This is a genomic window from Atribacterota bacterium (assembly GCA_028703475.1).
GTDB lineage: Bacteria > Atribacterota > Phoenicimicrobiia > Phoenicimicrobiales > Stramentimicrobiaceae > JAQVMU01.
Map to the genome: position 1 here is coordinate 1 of JAQVMU010000029.1, position 17,959 is coordinate 17,959.

General features: G+C 32.5%; 15 protein-coding genes and 2 riboswitches. Of the genes, 1 reads left to right on the plus strand and 14 read right to left on the minus strand.

What is annotated here, in order from left to right; all coding sequences use genetic code 11:
- The 14 genes from PHQ99_04645 to PHQ99_04710 all read right to left on the minus strand — a co-directional run.
- A partial coding sequence (locus PHQ99_04645) for a sugar phosphate nucleotidyltransferase (protein MDD4288856.1) occupies window positions 1-299 on the minus strand: 299 nt, incomplete at its 3' end.
- Between the two features lie 23 nt (window positions 300-322).
- Window positions 323-1,432, minus strand: a complete 1,110-nt coding sequence (locus tag PHQ99_04650) for a DegT/DnrJ/EryC1/StrS family aminotransferase (protein MDD4288857.1) — start codon at window positions 1,430-1,432, stop codon at window positions 323-325.
- Between the two features lie 80 nt (window positions 1,433-1,512).
- A complete protein-coding gene (locus PHQ99_04655; protein ID MDD4288858.1) occupies window positions 1,513-2,316 on the minus strand; it encodes a glycosyltransferase family 2 protein in 804 nt (267 codons plus the stop codon).
- An 18-nt stretch (window positions 2,317-2,334) separates the two neighbouring features.
- Window positions 2,335-3,756, minus strand: a complete 1,422-nt coding sequence (locus PHQ99_04660; GenBank protein ID MDD4288859.1) for a flippase — start codon at window positions 3,754-3,756, stop codon at window positions 2,335-2,337.
- A 102-nt stretch (window positions 3,757-3,858) separates the two neighbouring features.
- The gene (locus tag PHQ99_04665; GenBank protein ID MDD4288860.1) at window positions 3,859-4,812 is read right to left on the minus strand and encodes a hypothetical protein; all 954 of its coding nucleotides are present in this window, start codon (window positions 4,810-4,812) and stop codon (window positions 3,859-3,861) included.
- Between the two features lie 62 nt (window positions 4,813-4,874).
- The gene (locus PHQ99_04670; GenBank protein ID MDD4288861.1) at window positions 4,875-5,828 is read right to left on the minus strand and encodes a hypothetical protein; all 954 of its coding nucleotides are present in this window, start codon (window positions 5,826-5,828) and stop codon (window positions 4,875-4,877) included.
- 14 nt (window positions 5,829-5,842) lie between these two features.
- Window positions 5,843-6,553 (minus strand): WbqC family protein, encoded by a 711-nt coding sequence (locus PHQ99_04675; GenBank protein MDD4288862.1) that lies wholly within the window; start codon window positions 6,551-6,553, stop codon window positions 5,843-5,845.
- Window positions 6,554-6,649: 96 nt separating this feature from the next.
- Window positions 6,650-8,974, minus strand: coding sequence for a DUF2206 domain-containing protein (locus PHQ99_04680; protein MDD4288863.1), 2,325 nt, complete (start codon window positions 8,972-8,974; stop codon window positions 6,650-6,652).
- Window positions 8,975-9,050: 76 nt separating this feature from the next.
- Complete coding sequence (locus PHQ99_04685; protein MDD4288864.1) at window positions 9,051-10,151, minus strand: glycosyltransferase family 4 protein; 1,101 nt, start codon at window positions 10,149-10,151, stop codon at window positions 9,051-9,053.
- 20 nt (window positions 10,152-10,171) lie between these two features.
- Window positions 10,172-11,236, minus strand: coding sequence for a glycosyltransferase family 4 protein (locus tag PHQ99_04690; GenBank protein ID MDD4288865.1), 1,065 nt, complete (start codon window positions 11,234-11,236; stop codon window positions 10,172-10,174).
- Between the two features lie 91 nt (window positions 11,237-11,327).
- A complete protein-coding gene (locus PHQ99_04695) occupies window positions 11,328-12,515 on the minus strand; it encodes a glycosyltransferase family 4 protein (protein ID MDD4288866.1) in 1,188 nt (395 codons plus the stop codon).
- Between the two features lie 20 nt (window positions 12,516-12,535).
- A complete protein-coding gene (locus PHQ99_04700; protein MDD4288867.1) occupies window positions 12,536-13,402 on the minus strand; it encodes a glycosyltransferase family 2 protein in 867 nt (288 codons plus the stop codon).
- Window positions 13,403-13,508: 106 nt separating this feature from the next.
- Entirely contained in the window at window positions 13,509-13,985 is a 477-nt protein-coding gene (locus tag PHQ99_04705) for a hypothetical protein (GenBank protein ID MDD4288868.1), read from the minus strand.
- 119 nt (window positions 13,986-14,104) lie between these two features.
- A complete protein-coding gene (locus PHQ99_04710; GenBank protein MDD4288869.1) occupies window positions 14,105-15,484 on the minus strand; it encodes a hypothetical protein in 1,380 nt (459 codons plus the stop codon).
- 74 nt (window positions 15,485-15,558) lie between these two features.
- A riboswitch (cyclic di-GMP riboswitch) is annotated at window positions 15,559-15,644 on the minus strand.
- Window positions 15,645-15,940: 296 nt separating this feature from the next.
- A riboswitch (cyclic di-GMP riboswitch) is annotated at window positions 15,941-16,031 on the minus strand.
- 539 nt (window positions 16,032-16,570) lie between these two features.
- Here PHQ99_04710 and PHQ99_04715 point away from each other — a divergent pair.
- Window positions 16,571-17,956: a mannose-1-phosphate guanylyltransferase/mannose-6-phosphate isomerase gene (locus tag PHQ99_04715; GenBank protein MDD4288870.1), complete on the plus strand. Its 1,386-nt coding sequence runs from the start codon at window positions 16,571-16,573 to the stop codon at window positions 17,954-17,956.
- The last annotated feature ends 3 nt before the right edge of the window (window positions 17,957-17,959 follow it).

Consider the following 17,959-nt stretch of genomic DNA (forward strand, 5'->3'; position numbering starts at 1 on the left):
CTTTTCCCAATAAATTCTTCTCCAATAATAAAAGCCTGTGCAATACCCTCAGGCTTTGGCTGACCCTGATAGGAGATATTTAACCCAATTTCTTCACCATTGCCAAACAAATCCTCAAAGTTAGGCAAACTCCGGGGAGTAGAGATGATTAATATGTCTCTAATACCAGCCAGCATCATGGTTGATAATGGATAATAAATCATCGGCTTATCATATACAGGTATAAGCTGTTTGCTTATTGCTTTAGTAGAAGGGTTGAGACGGCTGCCGGAACCACCTGCCAAAATAATACCTTTCATTTTTAGACTCCTTTTATTTCAATTTATTTACTGACTATTTCTTTAATCATTCCAACAATTATATCAACTGTATCTGTGGATAAATCTGTATATAATGGAAGGCATAATATTCTGTCTGAAACTGAATGAGCAATATTCAACTTGTTTTTATTTACTTTGTAGTTATTTTTGCTGTCCAAAAAATAATCAAAATCAGCTGTAAGTGGGTAGAAATACTTTCTTGTCTTGATATTATGCTTATTAAGCAACTCTGAATATATCTTGTTTCTTATTTGATTATTTTCAAAACATACAGGCATATAGATGTAATTATATCTGGAAGCAATAATTTTCTGGAAACTTATACCGGGAATATCTGCTAACTTCTCTTGATAATGTTCATAAATTTGTTGCCTTTTTAATATTCTCTCATCAATATTCTCTAAATTACACAATCCCATGGCTGCCTGAAATTCATTCATTTTAGCATTTACACCAGGGAGCACTACTTTTTCTTCAGAAACTATTCCAAAATTTCTTATTAATTTTAGTTTTTCTGCTAATTCATCATCTTCTGTTATAGCAGCACCTCCTTCAATGGAATGATACAATTTTGTGGCATGGAAACTCATTGTTGATATATCACCATAATTCAAAACAGACTGTCCATTATATTGGACACCGAAACAATGAGCGGCATCATAAATCAGCTTCAAATTATATTCAGAAGCAATATTCTGCAATTCTTCAACATAGCAAGGATTACCATAGACATGAACTGCCAGAATTGCCGAAGTCTTGTCTGTAATAGACCTTTCTATATCTCCGGGTTTCAGGTTAAATGTTTCCGAATCAATGTCCACAAACACCGGACTGCAATTCTCCCACAATATCACATTAGTGGTAGCAGAAAAAGTAAAAGGCGTTGTTATTACCTCCCCTTTAATATCTAAAGCCTTCAAGGCAAGCTGCATAGCTATCGTACCATTAGACAATAAAATAAGATTTTTAACCTCTAAATAATCACTTAATTTTTTTTCTAATAACTGAACAAACTCTCCATCATTCGTTAGCCATCTGGTTTCCCATATTTTTTCTAAATATTGTGTGAATTTTTCCAAAGGCGGAAGGTCTGACCTGGTAACATTAATCATTGCACTATTACCTCCATATTTATCAGGAATTTTTTCTTTTTTTCTTTTTCTATATTCGTTATCTAAAATAATATCCATTTTCACACTCCTTTCTGAGTATGTTCTAAATAATGCTTACCTACAACCTCATTAATAAAGCCTATTCTGACCCCAGCCTCTTTCATTCTCCTCCATAAATTCCAATCACCAGGTTCGCTGAAATGCCATGCATTAATGTCAATTTCAAAAAATTTCAATTTGGCGTTATACAATGCTGAAATTCTACTGATATTCCCACATTGAAAGGGATATGAGCCAATCTTGTACCACTTACCGGGTTCTATCTCCATTTCAACTATTCCATATACCATCTCATAATCATTTTCCAGGGCATATTGCAGCAAGGCCTGCAGATGATTTTCAGTAAATTCATCATCATCATCAAGAGGAGCTATCCATTCTCCCAAACATAATTCAACACCTTTGTTTGAGGGAACTGATCCAGCAACCATCCATCTGTCATTAGGATTTAAAGGATAATTACCTCTTTGTTCCAAATTAAGAAACCTGATTCTTTTATCATCAATATTTGCTATCAACTCTCCGGTATTATCAGCACAATGGTCACCAACTACTATTATTTCGAAATTCTGATAAGTTTGTTTTAAGACAGATGGTATAGTTCTCTCTGTTAAAAGCTTCCCTCTATTATAGGTAGGGATTACTACTGAGATAAGTGGACTATTATTTATGGAAGAACAATCGGCTTTATCCCTGGCTTCCTGTAAAAGTAAACTGTTTCTTCTTCGTTCCATCCAGTTTCTGAGATAACAATTATATTTAAGTCTTCTACCGATCAGACGGCTTCTTGAATATAAATAATTTGTAACAGAATGTAAATGCATTATTAATCACCTTTCGCTTTATTTCAACATATTGCTGAATAAATCAATGTCCCTTTTTAAGGAAGTCTTTAAAGCGCATAATGCGCCAAAGTAAACTATAATTGACAGACCAGATAGTAAATAGATATTTATATTGATAAAAAATATAATAAATAGTCCCATAACTATGCTGGCTACCATCGGCTTGGAGATATATTTTGGTAGAGAAACTTTGTAAATATTTTTTGATAAAAAAGAAAAAAATAATACAAATACAATCAGACATGTAAATATTGTAGCTACAGATGCACCAATATAGCTGAATTTAGGTATAAGCAGAAAATTTATTGTTATATTTAGAATCATACCAAGAAAATTAATCTTTAAAACCAACACCTGTTGATCCATTGAGGCAAGAATTGTACCAAAAATGTAAGTCAGAAATATTATTGGAATAGTCCAAATAATAATCTGCAAGACAATAACGGAATTCAGGAATTCACTTTTATAAATAAATAAAATGATTTTTGGTGCCAGGATAGTTGTGGCAACAGCAATAGGCAATCCAATTATTATTAGATATTTAAATGACTGTTTATACATTAGTCTTAATGAATCCTGTGATGATATGTAAGCATTAGACAAGACAGGATATAAAGCACCGGCGATAGTTGCAGGGATAAAGAATAAAACCTCTATCAATCTGTAAGCAGCACTATACCAACCAACAACAATATCCCCCTTTAGCTTGGAAAGCATAACAATATCAATTTTGAAAGCAATAATATCTACAACAGCGGAAAGGAAAAATGGTAATGCATATTTAATGGTAGGCTTCCAAAAATCCCAATCAATCTCTAATTTTGATAAACCAAAATGATAGAGATAGACTAACCCATTATATGCTAATATTATTACACTAACTATAAAATAGACAAATGCAAAGCTGATTACATTTAATTCTTTGCTTATTGCCCACAGGGCACCAGAAAGAATTAAAAAACTGGTTAGAACCTGTCCTATTGACTGATATTCCATTTTTTCATAAGCCTGGAAAAAGGCATAAAACATATTTGTAAAAGAAGTAATAATAACATATAAAGCAAAAAGGTAAACTACTTTATTCGTTTCTTGAGAATAACCAAAGATATTAATTGTGATTACAACCAATACAAATGTGAAAGCTGAAAGAATTATTTTCATCACACTAATATTTCCAAGATATTTGCCAGTCAAAGATTTACTCCGGGCTATTTCCCGTACCGTCAGGGAGTTGAGACCTAAATCAACCAGGACTCCAAAAATACTGGTAAAAGCCAATGCAAAAGAGAACACACCAAAACCTTCTGCACCTAAGTATCTGGCTATATATATAATGTAAAAAAAGGCTAATATTTTACTGACTATATTGGATAGTAATAAAAACAATGAATTTTTTAAAATCCTCTGAACTGTATTCATATTTTCTTATATTTCCTGCATTTTAATTTTTATTTTTTCTGCCAATTTTTTTAAAATAGTTATTTTTAAAATTATAGAATTATTCTCTTTATTCATAAAATTTCACTTTATAAATTTGCTCACCTCATCTGCTAAAAACTCCATTTCCTCAATCCCATATCTTTGGTCACAGGGAAGGGGAAGTATATTAGCAGCATATTCATTCTCAATACTATTTACAGGGTTATCTTTTATGACATCCGGCCAGAGTGTTGGAATATATAGCTTTTTTTGGGCAAGTATTTTTCTGACCTCAACTCCATTTTTTATATAATAAGGATAAGCAAAAGGACCTTTCGGAGTAATAAGTTTGATTTTATTTGTCTTCTCTAATCGGCTGGATAGATAGCTATAATTTTCATCCCTGGTTTTACATACTTTTTCATAATCAATAGCTCCCATAATATTATGGGTAAGCTTAGACATATATTTTAAAGGCTCATGATCAAAAAGAAGCATATGCTTCTGAAAGATTGAATAATAGTTAGAGGCATTATCTTCAAAACGACCTAAAACATGAGTCATACGGTCTTTCGATATATCTACTTCTATTTCTTCTGTCAGTGTTGCATCTGTTGCCAGGTAACCACCATCAGGGACTCCAAAATATTTTTCGCAGGCATAAAAAGTATCAATTCCTTTTAATGGTCTTTGAAAGAATGATTGCACATTATCCAGAATTACTCTATCCAACTTGCTTTTTAAGAATAGAATCTTTTCATCAGTAAGCTGCCCAAAATAGTTGACAACACAAAGATACTCATTTTTCTCTAATTTTTTGTCAAATACAGGCATAAAATCAGGTTCTATATGGTAAAGTTCAAAATTATAATCATAATTAGAACACATCTCCCTTACAACATTAACTAAATAATATGGTAGATATATCTTCTTAATATTTTTTGCTTTCAGAAGATATAAAAGTGAATATCTGGCATTATTAAGTGGTATTAAACCCTTATAATATTCATTACTTACAAGCTGCTCCAAACCAAAGTAGCCTCCAATTTCTTTCATCCCTTTTCCTCCTTTTATTCATTCCTGAAATATCTTTACTAAAATATACTTTATTATCCTAATCAGGCTGTATATTTACTTACCTCACTTACCATAAATTTCATTTCATCTATCCCATACCTCTGGTCACAGGGAAGAGGCAATATATTGGCAACATAGTCATGTTCAACACTGTCTTGTGGTGTTTCATCCAGAGCATTTGGCCAAAGAATCGGTATATATATCTTCTTTTTTGCCAGTTTCTTTCTTACTTCAATACCATTTTTAATATAAAATGGGTAGGCAAAAGGACCTTCCGGAGTTACAAGTGAAAGCCTATTCAGTTTCCCAAGCTTACTTGCCAGATAAACATAATTTTCATTTCTGATACGAGCAGCATTATCATAATCAATCGCTCCTAAAATATTATGTGAAAGTTTCGACATATATTTTAACGGTTCATCATCAAATAATAGCTTGTGTTCCTGGTAATTCTGAAAATAGTCAGATGCTTCCCCTTCAAAACGGCCCAGGATATGAGTCATACGATTTTTAGAAATATCTACTTCTATTTCTTCATTTAATTTTGCAACTGTAGACAGATAAGCCCCTTCAGGTACCCCAAAGAACTTACGGCAGGAGTATATTGTATCTACACCATTTAAAGGTCTTTGAAAAAACGATTGTGCATTATCCAGCACTAACCTTTCAAACCTGTCTCTTAACAGCAGAATTTTTTCATCTGTAATCTGTCCAAAATAATTAACAATAAAAATATATTCATCTTTAGCTAAATTTTTATCGAATATGGGCAAAAAATCCTCTCCTATGCAATAATACTCAATTTCGTAACTATACTTTAAGCACATGTCCCTAACAACATTACAAAGATAAGTAGGCAAATATATCTTCTTGATATTTTTAGCTTTCAGTATATATAAAAGCGAATATCTGGCAGCATTCAGCGGGATTAAATTCTTATAATATTCATTACTTACAAGTTGCTCCAAACCAAAGTAGCCCCCAATTTCTTTCATCCCTTTTCCTCCTTTTATAATAAGACAAAGTCGTCAATCATCTTTTGTATATCATCAATGCGATTAAACATCATGATATCTATAATGGATAGTCTTTCTATGAACTCCTCTCTTCTTTGAGAATACTTTTGAATATTCATTTTTAAAAATTTAAAATCAATTCCCTCTTTCCCATATTTTGTCCTGTCATAGAATTCTAATCCTCCTTCTGGATTCCAGTATTCATTAGCATTTTCTATCACCTTGCAAATATTCAGCGCCCATTCGTCCGGTGCTTTAACATCATCAATGGATAAATTCATCTTAGAAAATATTTTTATATCAAATTTTATCCCGATATAATTGCAAATAGTTTCTAAGATATGTTTATTTAATTTGACAATACTTTCTGTTTCTAAATTCAATGCGGCACTTAATACTTCTATTGTTTCTTTGTAAAAAGGTGATTTCTTTTTATAGTGTTCTAATTGTCTGAATATTGTATCCTTCCAATCTATATCATTTTTAATCATAATTTCAGTAATTTTAGTCTTTTGAGTATGTTTCATAAGGGGAACTGATATATACTGCCATCCACGCCCCGGCTTTAATACTCTATTTCTTTCAATCCATCCATGTCTGATAAATTGAACAGAATCAAATAAGATAAAACAATCAGTATTTTTAATTAAGCTAAAATATCCTATATATGGTAAAAAATATGGTTGCATTATTCCTAATCTCATAAAACCCACCTTTTAACTTTTTTCCAAAACTGTAAATCATCTAATGATTCACCTGGCTGTTAATTTTTCAAAACTCCATACCTTGAAAAATATTTTTTATTTATAAATAATTGATTTCTTATTACTGTAAATCAGATTTTTATTTTCATCTAAAAAATCTAAAGGATTACTATAACCTACCATTGCCGCCTGCACCACAACAAAGATAGCTTTTTTGTCCATATTGGCCGAGCTCAGATATACATAGGCGCTCTTCCTGATAACCTGGGGAAATAAATCCTCTCTTACCCATTTATCTCGTAAAGGTATAGAGAATTTGAACCATATTGAGCTATTCTTACCGGCAAATTGTTCTATATAAATATGGGTATCCGGCTGGTAATTATCCCATAACCATTGACCGGATTTAATATCAGCCAATTTAGTATAAAAAGTATTATAATGACTTCCTGCATTATTCAGCTGTATAGAAGGTGAAGTGTCTCCTACTATCTGGGGAATAAAACCAGATAAAAATAAGAAGTAGAACAGTATAAATCCTGACAACAAAATTATGCTATTCCCTTCTTTGAACCACCAAAATACTGCCATACCTCCATAAATTAAAGACAGAGATAATATGCACAATAATTGAATGTATGCCCGGTCAATACCATAATGTAAGCTAAAAAACGGTAATAAAGTCATTAAACCTAAAGAAAAAACACTCACAACAATAAGTATGTTGTATTCCTGAGGTATCTTTCCATCTTTTTGCATAAATAACAGATATAAAACCCCTATAAGAATAAGTACTTTTGCTGATTTTTTTATTACTTCCATAAGAAGATATATTTTTGATGAAATATTTTTATCTATATTTGCAGGCAAATTTTTTTCCGTAATTATCTTCACGCTGTAGGGCTCATACTCTTCTTCCTGATAAAAATCAGAATCCCCTTCCCGGTTATATTTGGATATTGTATCTGTAACATATTCATCAAAAGCAACACTTAAATCAGGTTGATAAAAAATGTTAAACTGGTCCAATAAAGAAACTCCTTCTGCCCGGATATCATCTTCAAATATACGATTTATATTTTTTAGCGACTGGTTTACAAAATAAACAATATTACCGGATGTGTCAGTTATTATGCCTGACCAAAAGAAGGTAAAAAGAATTATCAAAAAAATTGGTATTCCGTGCAGATATTTATTCTGACTTTTTTGCATTCTCCGATGTTTTCCAAAATGATATTTTCTTGATAAAAAGAAAAATCTACCATTGCTAATATGTATTCTAACAAGTTTGCTAAGAAACCAGGTTATTACAAAAAGTACAATTGTTATATAGCTGGTTGAATAATGTGAAAGTACCATGGCACACCCGAATAATACAAATAATGTGTCTTTTATCCACGATGGAATCTCTTCATCAAATAAAACAAGCAATATTAATGAAAAAAACAACAGGGCAATTCCTGTTCTAATATGCATAGGAATTGATAGAAAAAAATGTGGGGAAAAAATAATAAAGCATACCCCGAGAAAGGCAAGTATGTCCTTTACATATCTTTTGAAGGTAAAAAAAACAATTACCGGTGTGAATATTAACATTACCTGCAGGAAAAATTTAAAAATATACTGCTCATTGACCTTTAAAAAATTGTCCAAGATAACCGGAAGAATGGCTATACTCAAACAGGCATTGTAGGCATTATTGGGAAGGTTCTCCATAGTCCAATAATAATTATCCCTGGTTAATTGAAATACAAAAAATTCTGTAGTAATATCACTACCAAAAACATACCAGCTTCGTAATGATGTTGCCAAAAGAAGAGCCAGTGATATACCTAAAACAGCATATGGTAGAAGGTGTTTATTTAATCTATTATCCAGGATAACCAGCAGAAAAACATATACCGCAATGCCAGCAAACATAATCATTGTAGGAAGGTTGGATCCGTTATTATTTAATGATATTGCACCCATGGTACTCAGAATTATAAATATAATAGGAAAAATAAAGAACATTTTATTTAATGGGTCTAATACAGGTAAAGTAATTTTTATATTAAAATCATCGCTACTTTTAACACTTACAAACCAGATTATTAATAAAATAAAGTCAAAAGCAACCAATAATGGTAATAAGGAAAGTGGCTCTTTGGTACCTGTTAAAGGTAAAATTGTATTAATCAGCAAACCTCCGAAGAGCAGGAAGGCAATACTAATACCAACCACATAAACTAAATATTCCCAGAATTCTTTTTTCCCAAATGGAAGTAAAGGGATAATCAACAATCCGGGAATTGTAATAAGGAAAATAAAAGAAAAAATCGTCCTTAGATAAAGATAGTGGACATCAAAAATAATAAAGATATTTACTATCAATCCGAATATTAAAATCAATTGAAAAAATCTTTGCTTCGTAATAACCATATTTCTTTGATTCTCCCCCCTGTCTTTTATTCCTGAAAGTTTGCTCTATAAATTAAAGCAAGTTATATGGAATAATTTATAAGACTTTCACTGTGTTTTTATAAACATTTTCATATTGCTCAGTAATCTTTTCCCAACTTAAGTTTTTTACGATTTCCATTCCCTTTGCAACCAGCAATTCTTTTTTTTCCTTGTTTTTAATCAACTCTTCAATTTCTCTGGCAAAATTTTCCGGTGTTGGAGGGTTAACTAAAATGCTTATCTCCCTGAAAAACCCTCTAATTTCCTTTATATCAGCAGCAACTATTGGAGTCCCGGAAGCTAATGCCTCTAAAAAAACAAGAGGAAATCCCTCTTCAATTGAAGTTGAAATAAATATTTCTGCGTCTGAATAAAAATTAATTAATTCATTTGAATTTTTTCTTCCATGCAGGATTACATTTTTCATTTTTTGCTCATCAATTATTCTTTCAATTTCCCTTCTTTTTTCTCCATCTCCAACAATATGCAAAAGTGCCTTATTTTTTAAGATAGAAGCGACTTGAAGCATTAACGGAATATTCTTCTGTCCACTTAACCTTCCTACAGAAAGCAGGTATGTATATTTATTTGAATTACTTTTTTTAACTGTAAAGTATTTTTCATCTACACCATTGGGAATAACTATTATCTTGTTTTTATTAATCCCATACTTTTCATGAATCAGCTGCCGTTGAACTTTGGTCAGGCAAATTATTTTCCTGGCATTTGCTAATATTTTCCTGGTAAATAATTTCTTGTACCATGTTAATAATATATGCCCCAGTGGCCCTGAAGGCTGGGGATCTGAGTGTAAATGAGCAATATACGGAACTTTCTTAATTTTTGATATCAGATATACAATCTCGGGAACCAGTGCATGGGATAAATGAACATGTATTACTGAATCCCGGGGAATCTTCAGCAATTTAAAAAACAAAGAAGGCATAATTGGAGTATGAGCAAATTCCCAGCTTGGCAGGTAATGTATTTTTAGATTTTTCTCAGATTCTAATTTTTCTCTTCTACAACCGATATCTGAGGTAAAAATCTCAACCTGATATCCTTTCTTTGCCATTCTTTCTGCTATTTCCCTGGAAACATTTTCAACCCCACCTATATGGGGAGGATAGTAAGATACTGCTTGTATTATCTTCATCTTAACAACTTACCCTATATTCAAAATTGGATAGTAACTAAATCTTTATAAATAATCTCGAATTCTTTGCTGATTTTTTCCCAGCTGTATTTTTTTTCGACTAATTCTTTACCATTTTCTCCTAATTTTTCTCTTAGATGCTCATCATCAATCAACAGTTTCATTGCTTCAGTAATTTTTTGTGAATTCCCCGGTGGTATTATCAGGGCATTTTCTTTATCCCGGCATATTTCTGACACATTACCCACATCACTTATTATGACCGGCAAACCGGCTGCCCAGGCTTCCAGTAATGTTAATGGAAAACCTTCTTTAAGTGAAGGTAATATAAAAACATCAGAGCTCACATAATATGAAACAGTATCCTGATTTGTTTTACTACCAAAAAAATTAATATATTTTTCTAAATTATATTTCCAGACTAAGTTTTTAAAATTAACCGACTCATTTCCTTCACCTATAATCCATACTACAAACTCTGTATTTTCCCTTTTTAAAATATTTACTGCTTCAATTAAATAAGTTAATCCTTTTAGTTTTTCAAGTCTTCCCACAAACAAGAAAATTATTTGTTCATTTCTTTTTTTATTTATCTGCTTGAATTTTTCCAAATCTACTCCGTTATCCATATAACATACATTATTAATGCGTAATTTTTTGAAGGCTGATAGTGAATTTTCATCAACCGTTACAATCTTATTAAACCCTGAATATTTTAAACATAAGACCTCTACTATTCTCTTTACCGCAGGTATCTGCTTATAGGGAAATGAGACTCCATGGCACTGGTTAATCATGGGTATCCTATATAGCCTGCAGGCAAAAGAAATAATAAAACCCAAATCAGCCGAGTGACTGTGCACAACATCCGGACTTAGCCTTTTTATTAACCTGAAAGATAAAAATAACAGCATTAAAGAGGAAATGAGTCTTTTTAAAGTCAGGAAATCCCAATTCTCTGATTTTTCTCTAATGCCAAACTTTATAAGACCTGGCTTATCAACAATATCAATAGAATTAGGGGCTAATATAAACACTTCATGTCCTGACTTTCTATGTTGCTCTTCCAGATTTGCAACCACAATGCCATCCCCGCCTAAAGCATTTGGATATTTTTTGGTTATACATAAAATTTTTATACTTTTCTCTCCTATTTCCTAAAATTTTAGATATTATTTATTTCACAATCCTGTTTATTATAGGGTCTTCAGCTATATTATCAGACCTTTGCCTTTCACCTGTATATACTTTTTCTATTGCATCAGTAATCCTGTTCCATTCATAAAGGGCAGCAAAATTAATACAATTCTTTTTTATTTTCAAATCCGGGACGTTTGTTAAAATAATTATTATCTTTTCAGAAATATCTTTTTCATCCAACAGACAAACAAACCCATTTTCTCCTGCTTTTATTAATTCTTTGGCAGCATTGTCTTTAGCATTAACTGTTATAACCGGCACGCCACAGGCATTTGCCTCAATTACCACCATGCCGAAACCTTCCCTGGTTGAAGGTAAAACAAGTACCTTTGATGATTTGATCAAGGAGAAAACATCTTCCTGTTTTTCCAAAAACCCATAGAATTTTATATTATTTTTAAGCTGCAATTTATTTGTTAGCTCTTCAAGTGATTCTTTTTCCGGTCCGTCTCCGACTATGCTGCATTTAATTCCGGGAATTTTCTTTTTAACAAGATGAATAGATTTAATAAGAACATCAACATTTTTATGTTTTAACAGCCTCCCGGTAAAAATTACTTCACTCTCTTCTTTTGCCCCCTTAACCTTTTTAATCATTCCCGATTTTATCCCATTTGGTATTGTAGCTATAGTTTTTTTAGAATTTAACTGATTTTTGAGTTTATTGGTTGTATGGCTTGAAACCGAAATTATCCTATCAGGCAACAAAAAAGCAAATCTTTCAACTATACAGCCAATAAAACCTTTCCAACCCATGTACTCAAACCAGTAATCTTTCCCCCATACCTCATGACATGTGGCAAATAGTGGTTTTCTTTTTATAATTGAAACAAGCTTACAGGCAAATAATGAAAAATAGGGAAAAGTACAACAATCCAACACATCAAAATGCTCTTTGATTAACCTCAGTGAACAAAGACCAAAATAAAGTGCCTGTAAAATAGACCTTCTGCCTCCATTAGTATAGAGATTCTCCTCCCTGCAAATGCCATGCAGATACAATCCTTCTTTTTCTATAATATTGGTTCCGTTCCAAAACTTCATTCCATAAAGATGTACCTGGTGTCCTCTCTGGACTAATTGTTTACCAATCTCATAGAACCTTTTTTCGCCACCGCCTTTTATATATGGATAAATTGCATCATAAACCAGGGCAATTTTCATATCTTCAATTTTTCTCCTACCTAACCAATCATTCTTTTTTTAAATAAATGGTATATATTTCCAATACCGTCTTTAAAAGTACTCAATTTTACTTCTCCAACCCTTGCCCTGTAAGTAATAGGCACTTCAGCACACTTAAATCCTTTCCTATATGCTTCGATTTTTAACTCCTGAGAAAAAGGCATTCCGGAAGATCTAACATTTAACTTTACCCATATACTTCTTTTAAAAACCCACATTCCAGACTGAGAATCGTTAAAGGGCAACGAAAAGAGTACTTTTGTAACTGAATGAAGTACCAAATTTCCAAAATAATGAGTCCTGGTCATTATTCCCGGCTGTAAATTGGATAACCTGTCTGTAGTAATAAAATCTAAATTCTCACTCTCCATCTTTTGTATTATTTTAGGAAGGTCTGTAAAAGGATATGTTAAATCAGCATCCCCTGTGGCAATAATATCTCCAGAGGCATTGGCAAATCCTGCTTTATAAGCATTACCATATCCTTTAATAGGCTGTATGATTACTCTTGCTCCATGATTATTGGCAATATAGGTTGTTTTGTCTTTAGATCCATTATCAATAACCATTATTTCTACTCCATAATTAATTTCATTTAACTCCCTGATAGGAATTTCTTTTATAACATCACCAATTGCCTTTTCTTCATTTAGTGCAGGGATAACAACTGTAATTGTTTTAGCGTAAAGTTTATTCATACCTAACTTGTCAATGGCTCTCCTGCTCCATTTTCTTCTATCTGTAACCCTTTTTTCTACAAATGTTTCTAATGAATGATCTTCAACTCCGATACAAATATTTTTTTCTTTTGATGCAGAAGAATTGTGGTCACCATTGTTTGAATCTATATCTATTGATTTGATCATTTTATTTTCCACACCTTTCTTATATATCCTTTAATATAAATCTCGTTAGAAAAAATCAAGATCATTCTCTTTAAAATTAACAATTAAGCCAAATCTTTTTTTAAAATTAATCCATATCTACCCAAAAATGTATTTGTTGATTTTTATTTACCAGATTAACTACAATCTTAATCCTCCCGGCTATCCATTCATCCAGAAGAAATTTTTGGTTAATAGTCTCGGATTCGTTTTTTTTAATAAAAATTGAATCTCTGCCAATAATAGTTTTTTGATTCTGCCAAAGCATAAAAACTTCGTATATATATTCCAGATCCTCTCCTTCAAGATTACAGATTGTAAATTCAAAATTTATTTCTTCATTTAGTCGTATTTCACCCGGTAACAAATGATGACTCTCAAAATATAATTCAGTTAACCTCTCTGGCTTGGCAGTAGTAGCAAAACTAAATGTTTCTTCCCATGAAGAAGATGACAATGAAGTAATCTCTATAGATGCTGTACCCAGGACAAACAATATCAATACAAAAACAATGGATGCTATTAGAAAAATCATCTTATTTTTATTGGTTGGCTTATTTCTCATTTTTTACCACCCTGTTTACTCTCATGACCTTGTTCTCTTCTCATAGGTATGTACAGCGGAACCCTATTGCAGCAGGGTTCCGCTGAAACGGTTTTTGCTTGTTCATTATTAACAAAGCTTTACCAGAGTGCTATACCAAAATGAGCAAAGATGAAAAATTCGCCATCTTCATCATAGAATGGTACTCCCCAATCAGCATTGTCATCTATTCCGGGGACTGCCTGGAAGTCCATATCATCACTTATTGATAGATGTTCGTCCATGATGTTAATCCAAAGTTCCCAACGACCTATTGCAACAAAGTCATCAAGGTCATAAGTTGCTACATACCATCCACTAGAAACAGGGTTACCCTCATCATCAACAGCTGAAATGTCAATCTGAAATGTACCAATTATATTCGTCCCATTTTTCGGATTACCCAGCTGTATCAGGTATGGATTACAGGTGTATTCCGATGCCCATGATTTACTGTCATCTATTTCTTCAAGGCCACAGGGATACCAGTTGTACATAAACCAGGAACCTCCACCGTTTTTCTTTTCGATAATTCTGTTGCCTAATCCGGTAGCAGTTTCGTTATAACAGGGAGCCGGACGGTAGACACGGATAGCATCCAGATCATAACCGTCTGTATTACCCACATAACCATATACAGCAGCAACATCAGCTGAAGTAATTTCTACACCCTGCTGGGGAATGTACCCAGCATCAAGAGTTACCTGATATCCTGTAGGACTGGTATACTGGCCTCCGGCAAGATTAAATACATCTTTAGTAATATCTACCAACACGATCCCTTCAGCACGAATTACTTCATCCGGCAGGTGGAATTGGCTTATACCAAAATTACCATCCTGCACAAAAGTATTATTCTGAAAATCACGAGTTCCGCCAAAATAGCTTTCTGTAATTGCCAATCTTTGGGCAGCACTTACAGATTGTATACCCACTTTATTCCAGACAATACCAGCATAATAACCAAATCCGCCATCGTTATCTGGGTAATAACCATCATATCCATGAACAGTGGCATTGGTTAAATATACCAGGGCTGCCTCCACATGCCATCCACTACCCCAGGTAACTTCAGAAAAAAGAATATCCGGATAGACTGCTATGTTGGCAAATTCTTCCCCAAAGGTATAGTGAGTCCATTCCCTGGCAGCCAGGCCAAAGAAATATTCGTTGGGGTTAAAAGTTGGATCTGCAGTTGGCGGACTTTGAACTGCATCAAAGGGACCAAGCGCATTGGCAGGATTTAAACGTGCCGGATGTGTTGCGGCAGTATAAGGAGCAAAATTTACCGGGACAATAGGCCCTGCTTCCCAATCATTAGCATACATAACAAGAGCCGGGTCATCTGGGTCAACAGGGGTACCTTTGATTAACTCTTCCTCTACTGTTTCAGGAACAATTATATTGGCAATATTACTACAACCGGCAAACAACAAAACAAGTACCAAAACAGAAAAAACCATAATAAATGTTTTTTTCATAACAAAACTTCCTTTCTTTTCTTTTAAATATTAAGATAAATAATCACTTTCACAATTCTTATCTAATATTAAAAGTCGGAAGTCTGGCAACCATAGTCTTTTTGACTTTAGGTCCATAACTTTGCGCCCTATTCTTTCGGATAGTTTGCCTTTTTCAACCTTTGTACTTTCGCAGCACTCACCTCCTTACTTTTTTATTTTTAGCACCCTTAAAATTATTGATTATTCCTGATTTATTTCAACCTGATAATAATTTTATTTTTGTATATAGCTATGCCATATCACTTTTATAGAATAAAATTTTTAATAAAGTTAGCAGTAATTCTATAATATAGATATACCTATCCCATATAAAATTATTGCTATTAAAATTACTTAAATTATGGTGCTAAACAGATTTCTCAATAAATTTAAATCTATTTAATTTTATGTAATTTAGTTTTGTTGAGGCGATAAGCAGGCGGTTCGGCGATCCCGAAATTGAGGCAAATGTTTGGGACCCGTGACTTTGCGTCCCATCGTTCCCGATGGTTAACCTTTATCAGCTTACAGCTAAAAGGCATTAAGAGTAATTTTATTTTCCTCCAATCTTTTTTAATTTATTAAAAAAGAAATTTAAATTATTTTGTGACTATTACTATGTTGTAATTAAATACTTTAAAAAGGACTAAATAGTGTGGTTTGATTGTGGTATATGTTTATTTTATATTATCATATTATATTGCTATGCTGTAGTGCTATTACTATTTGATATTATTATATTATGGTATGTAGAAAGATGCAATACAAATTTTAATAATATTTTTTCTAATTCCAATGCTTTTTTACATCTAATCCTAAGATTTAAAATTATATTAAATATAATTTTAAATCTGCATCATTAATAAAAAAGTGTTATGAATGCTGTAATGTGTACATTATAATTTATTGCCTATTGCAAAATCTGATTTATTGCCTTACTATTTACTTGAAACAACTTAGTTATTCTTCCCAAACATCGATGCTTTTTTAATTTTCTTGAAATGACTTTTAATTCTTTTATTCACATATTCTCATATGTTAAATAAATTTAGTTGGAGGAATAAAATGAAAACAATTATTCTAGCTGGAGGAACCGGAACAAGGCTATGGCCCTTAAGTCGAAATCATTACCCAAAGCAATTCATTAAATTTCAGAACCGGGAACACTCTCTATTTCAGGAAACATTTATTCGAAGCCTACTTTTATCTGAGTTAAAAGATATCTTCGTTGTGACTAATAAAAATTACAAATTTTTAGTAATGGGTGCCATAGAAGAGCTGGGTCATATCTATCCAGAAAAAAATATACTAATAGAGCCAGAGGCCAAGAATACCCTCCCGGCAATCTATGCCGGAGTAAGCGAAATTAATAAAATTAAAGAAGGTCATCATACAATCATAGTCTTTCCTTCAGACCATCTGATTGAAAAAGACAGAGAATTCTCAGAACTAATCAAATCTTCTGAATATTTGACCATTGATTCATTAGTTACATTTGGGATTAAACCGACTAAAACTCATACCGGTTATGGATATATTTCACCTGGAGAAAGAAAAGGCAGCTATGGTTATACTGTGAAGGAATTCAAGGAAAAGCCTGATTATCAAACTGCAAAAGAGTATATAAAAGCAGGGTATTTTTGGAATAGTGGTATTTTTATGTTTGATAGTAAGATATTTATCGAAGAGGCTATAAAGCTTGCCCCCGAGATTGTTGATGCCTTTAAATTAAGTAATTCAATAGAGGAGTCGTTCTCTAAAATACAAATAAATATTTCTGTTGATTACGGAATAATGGAAAAAACTGACAAAATAGCAGTAGTGCCTGCAGATATCGGTTGGAATGATATGGGTAATTTTGATTCATTCTATGAAGTCTTTGAAACAGATAAAAATAATAATATAAAAATGCAGAACCATCTATTGAAGGATTCAAGCAATAACTTAATCCATTCAGAAGACGGGAAATTGGTAGTAACTGTAGGGGTTGATGATTTAATTATCATTGATAATCGTGATGCCCTTTTGGTGTGCAAAAAAGATAAGTCACAAAAAGTAAAAGAAGTAGTTGAAGAATTGAAAAGAAAAAAAGATAGTCGAACAGAATATCATGTTCAGGACTACCGCCCTTGGGGTAATTACAAAATCTTAGAAGAAGATAATTCGTTTAAAATAAAAAGAATAAAAATTAATCCCAAAAAAAAATTAAGTTATCAATTACATCATTACAGAAGCGAGCACTGGATTGTGGTAAAGGGAATCGCTAAAGTTACAATTGATGATGAGGTTACATTTGTAAGACCTGGGGAAAGTATCTATATGAAAGCCGGACAAAAGCACAGGTTGGAAAATCCGGGCAACTTACTCCTGGAAATAATCGAGGTACAGATGGGTGAAAGCCTGGATGAAGACGATATTGTACGCTTTAATGATGATTATGGAAGAGAATAAATT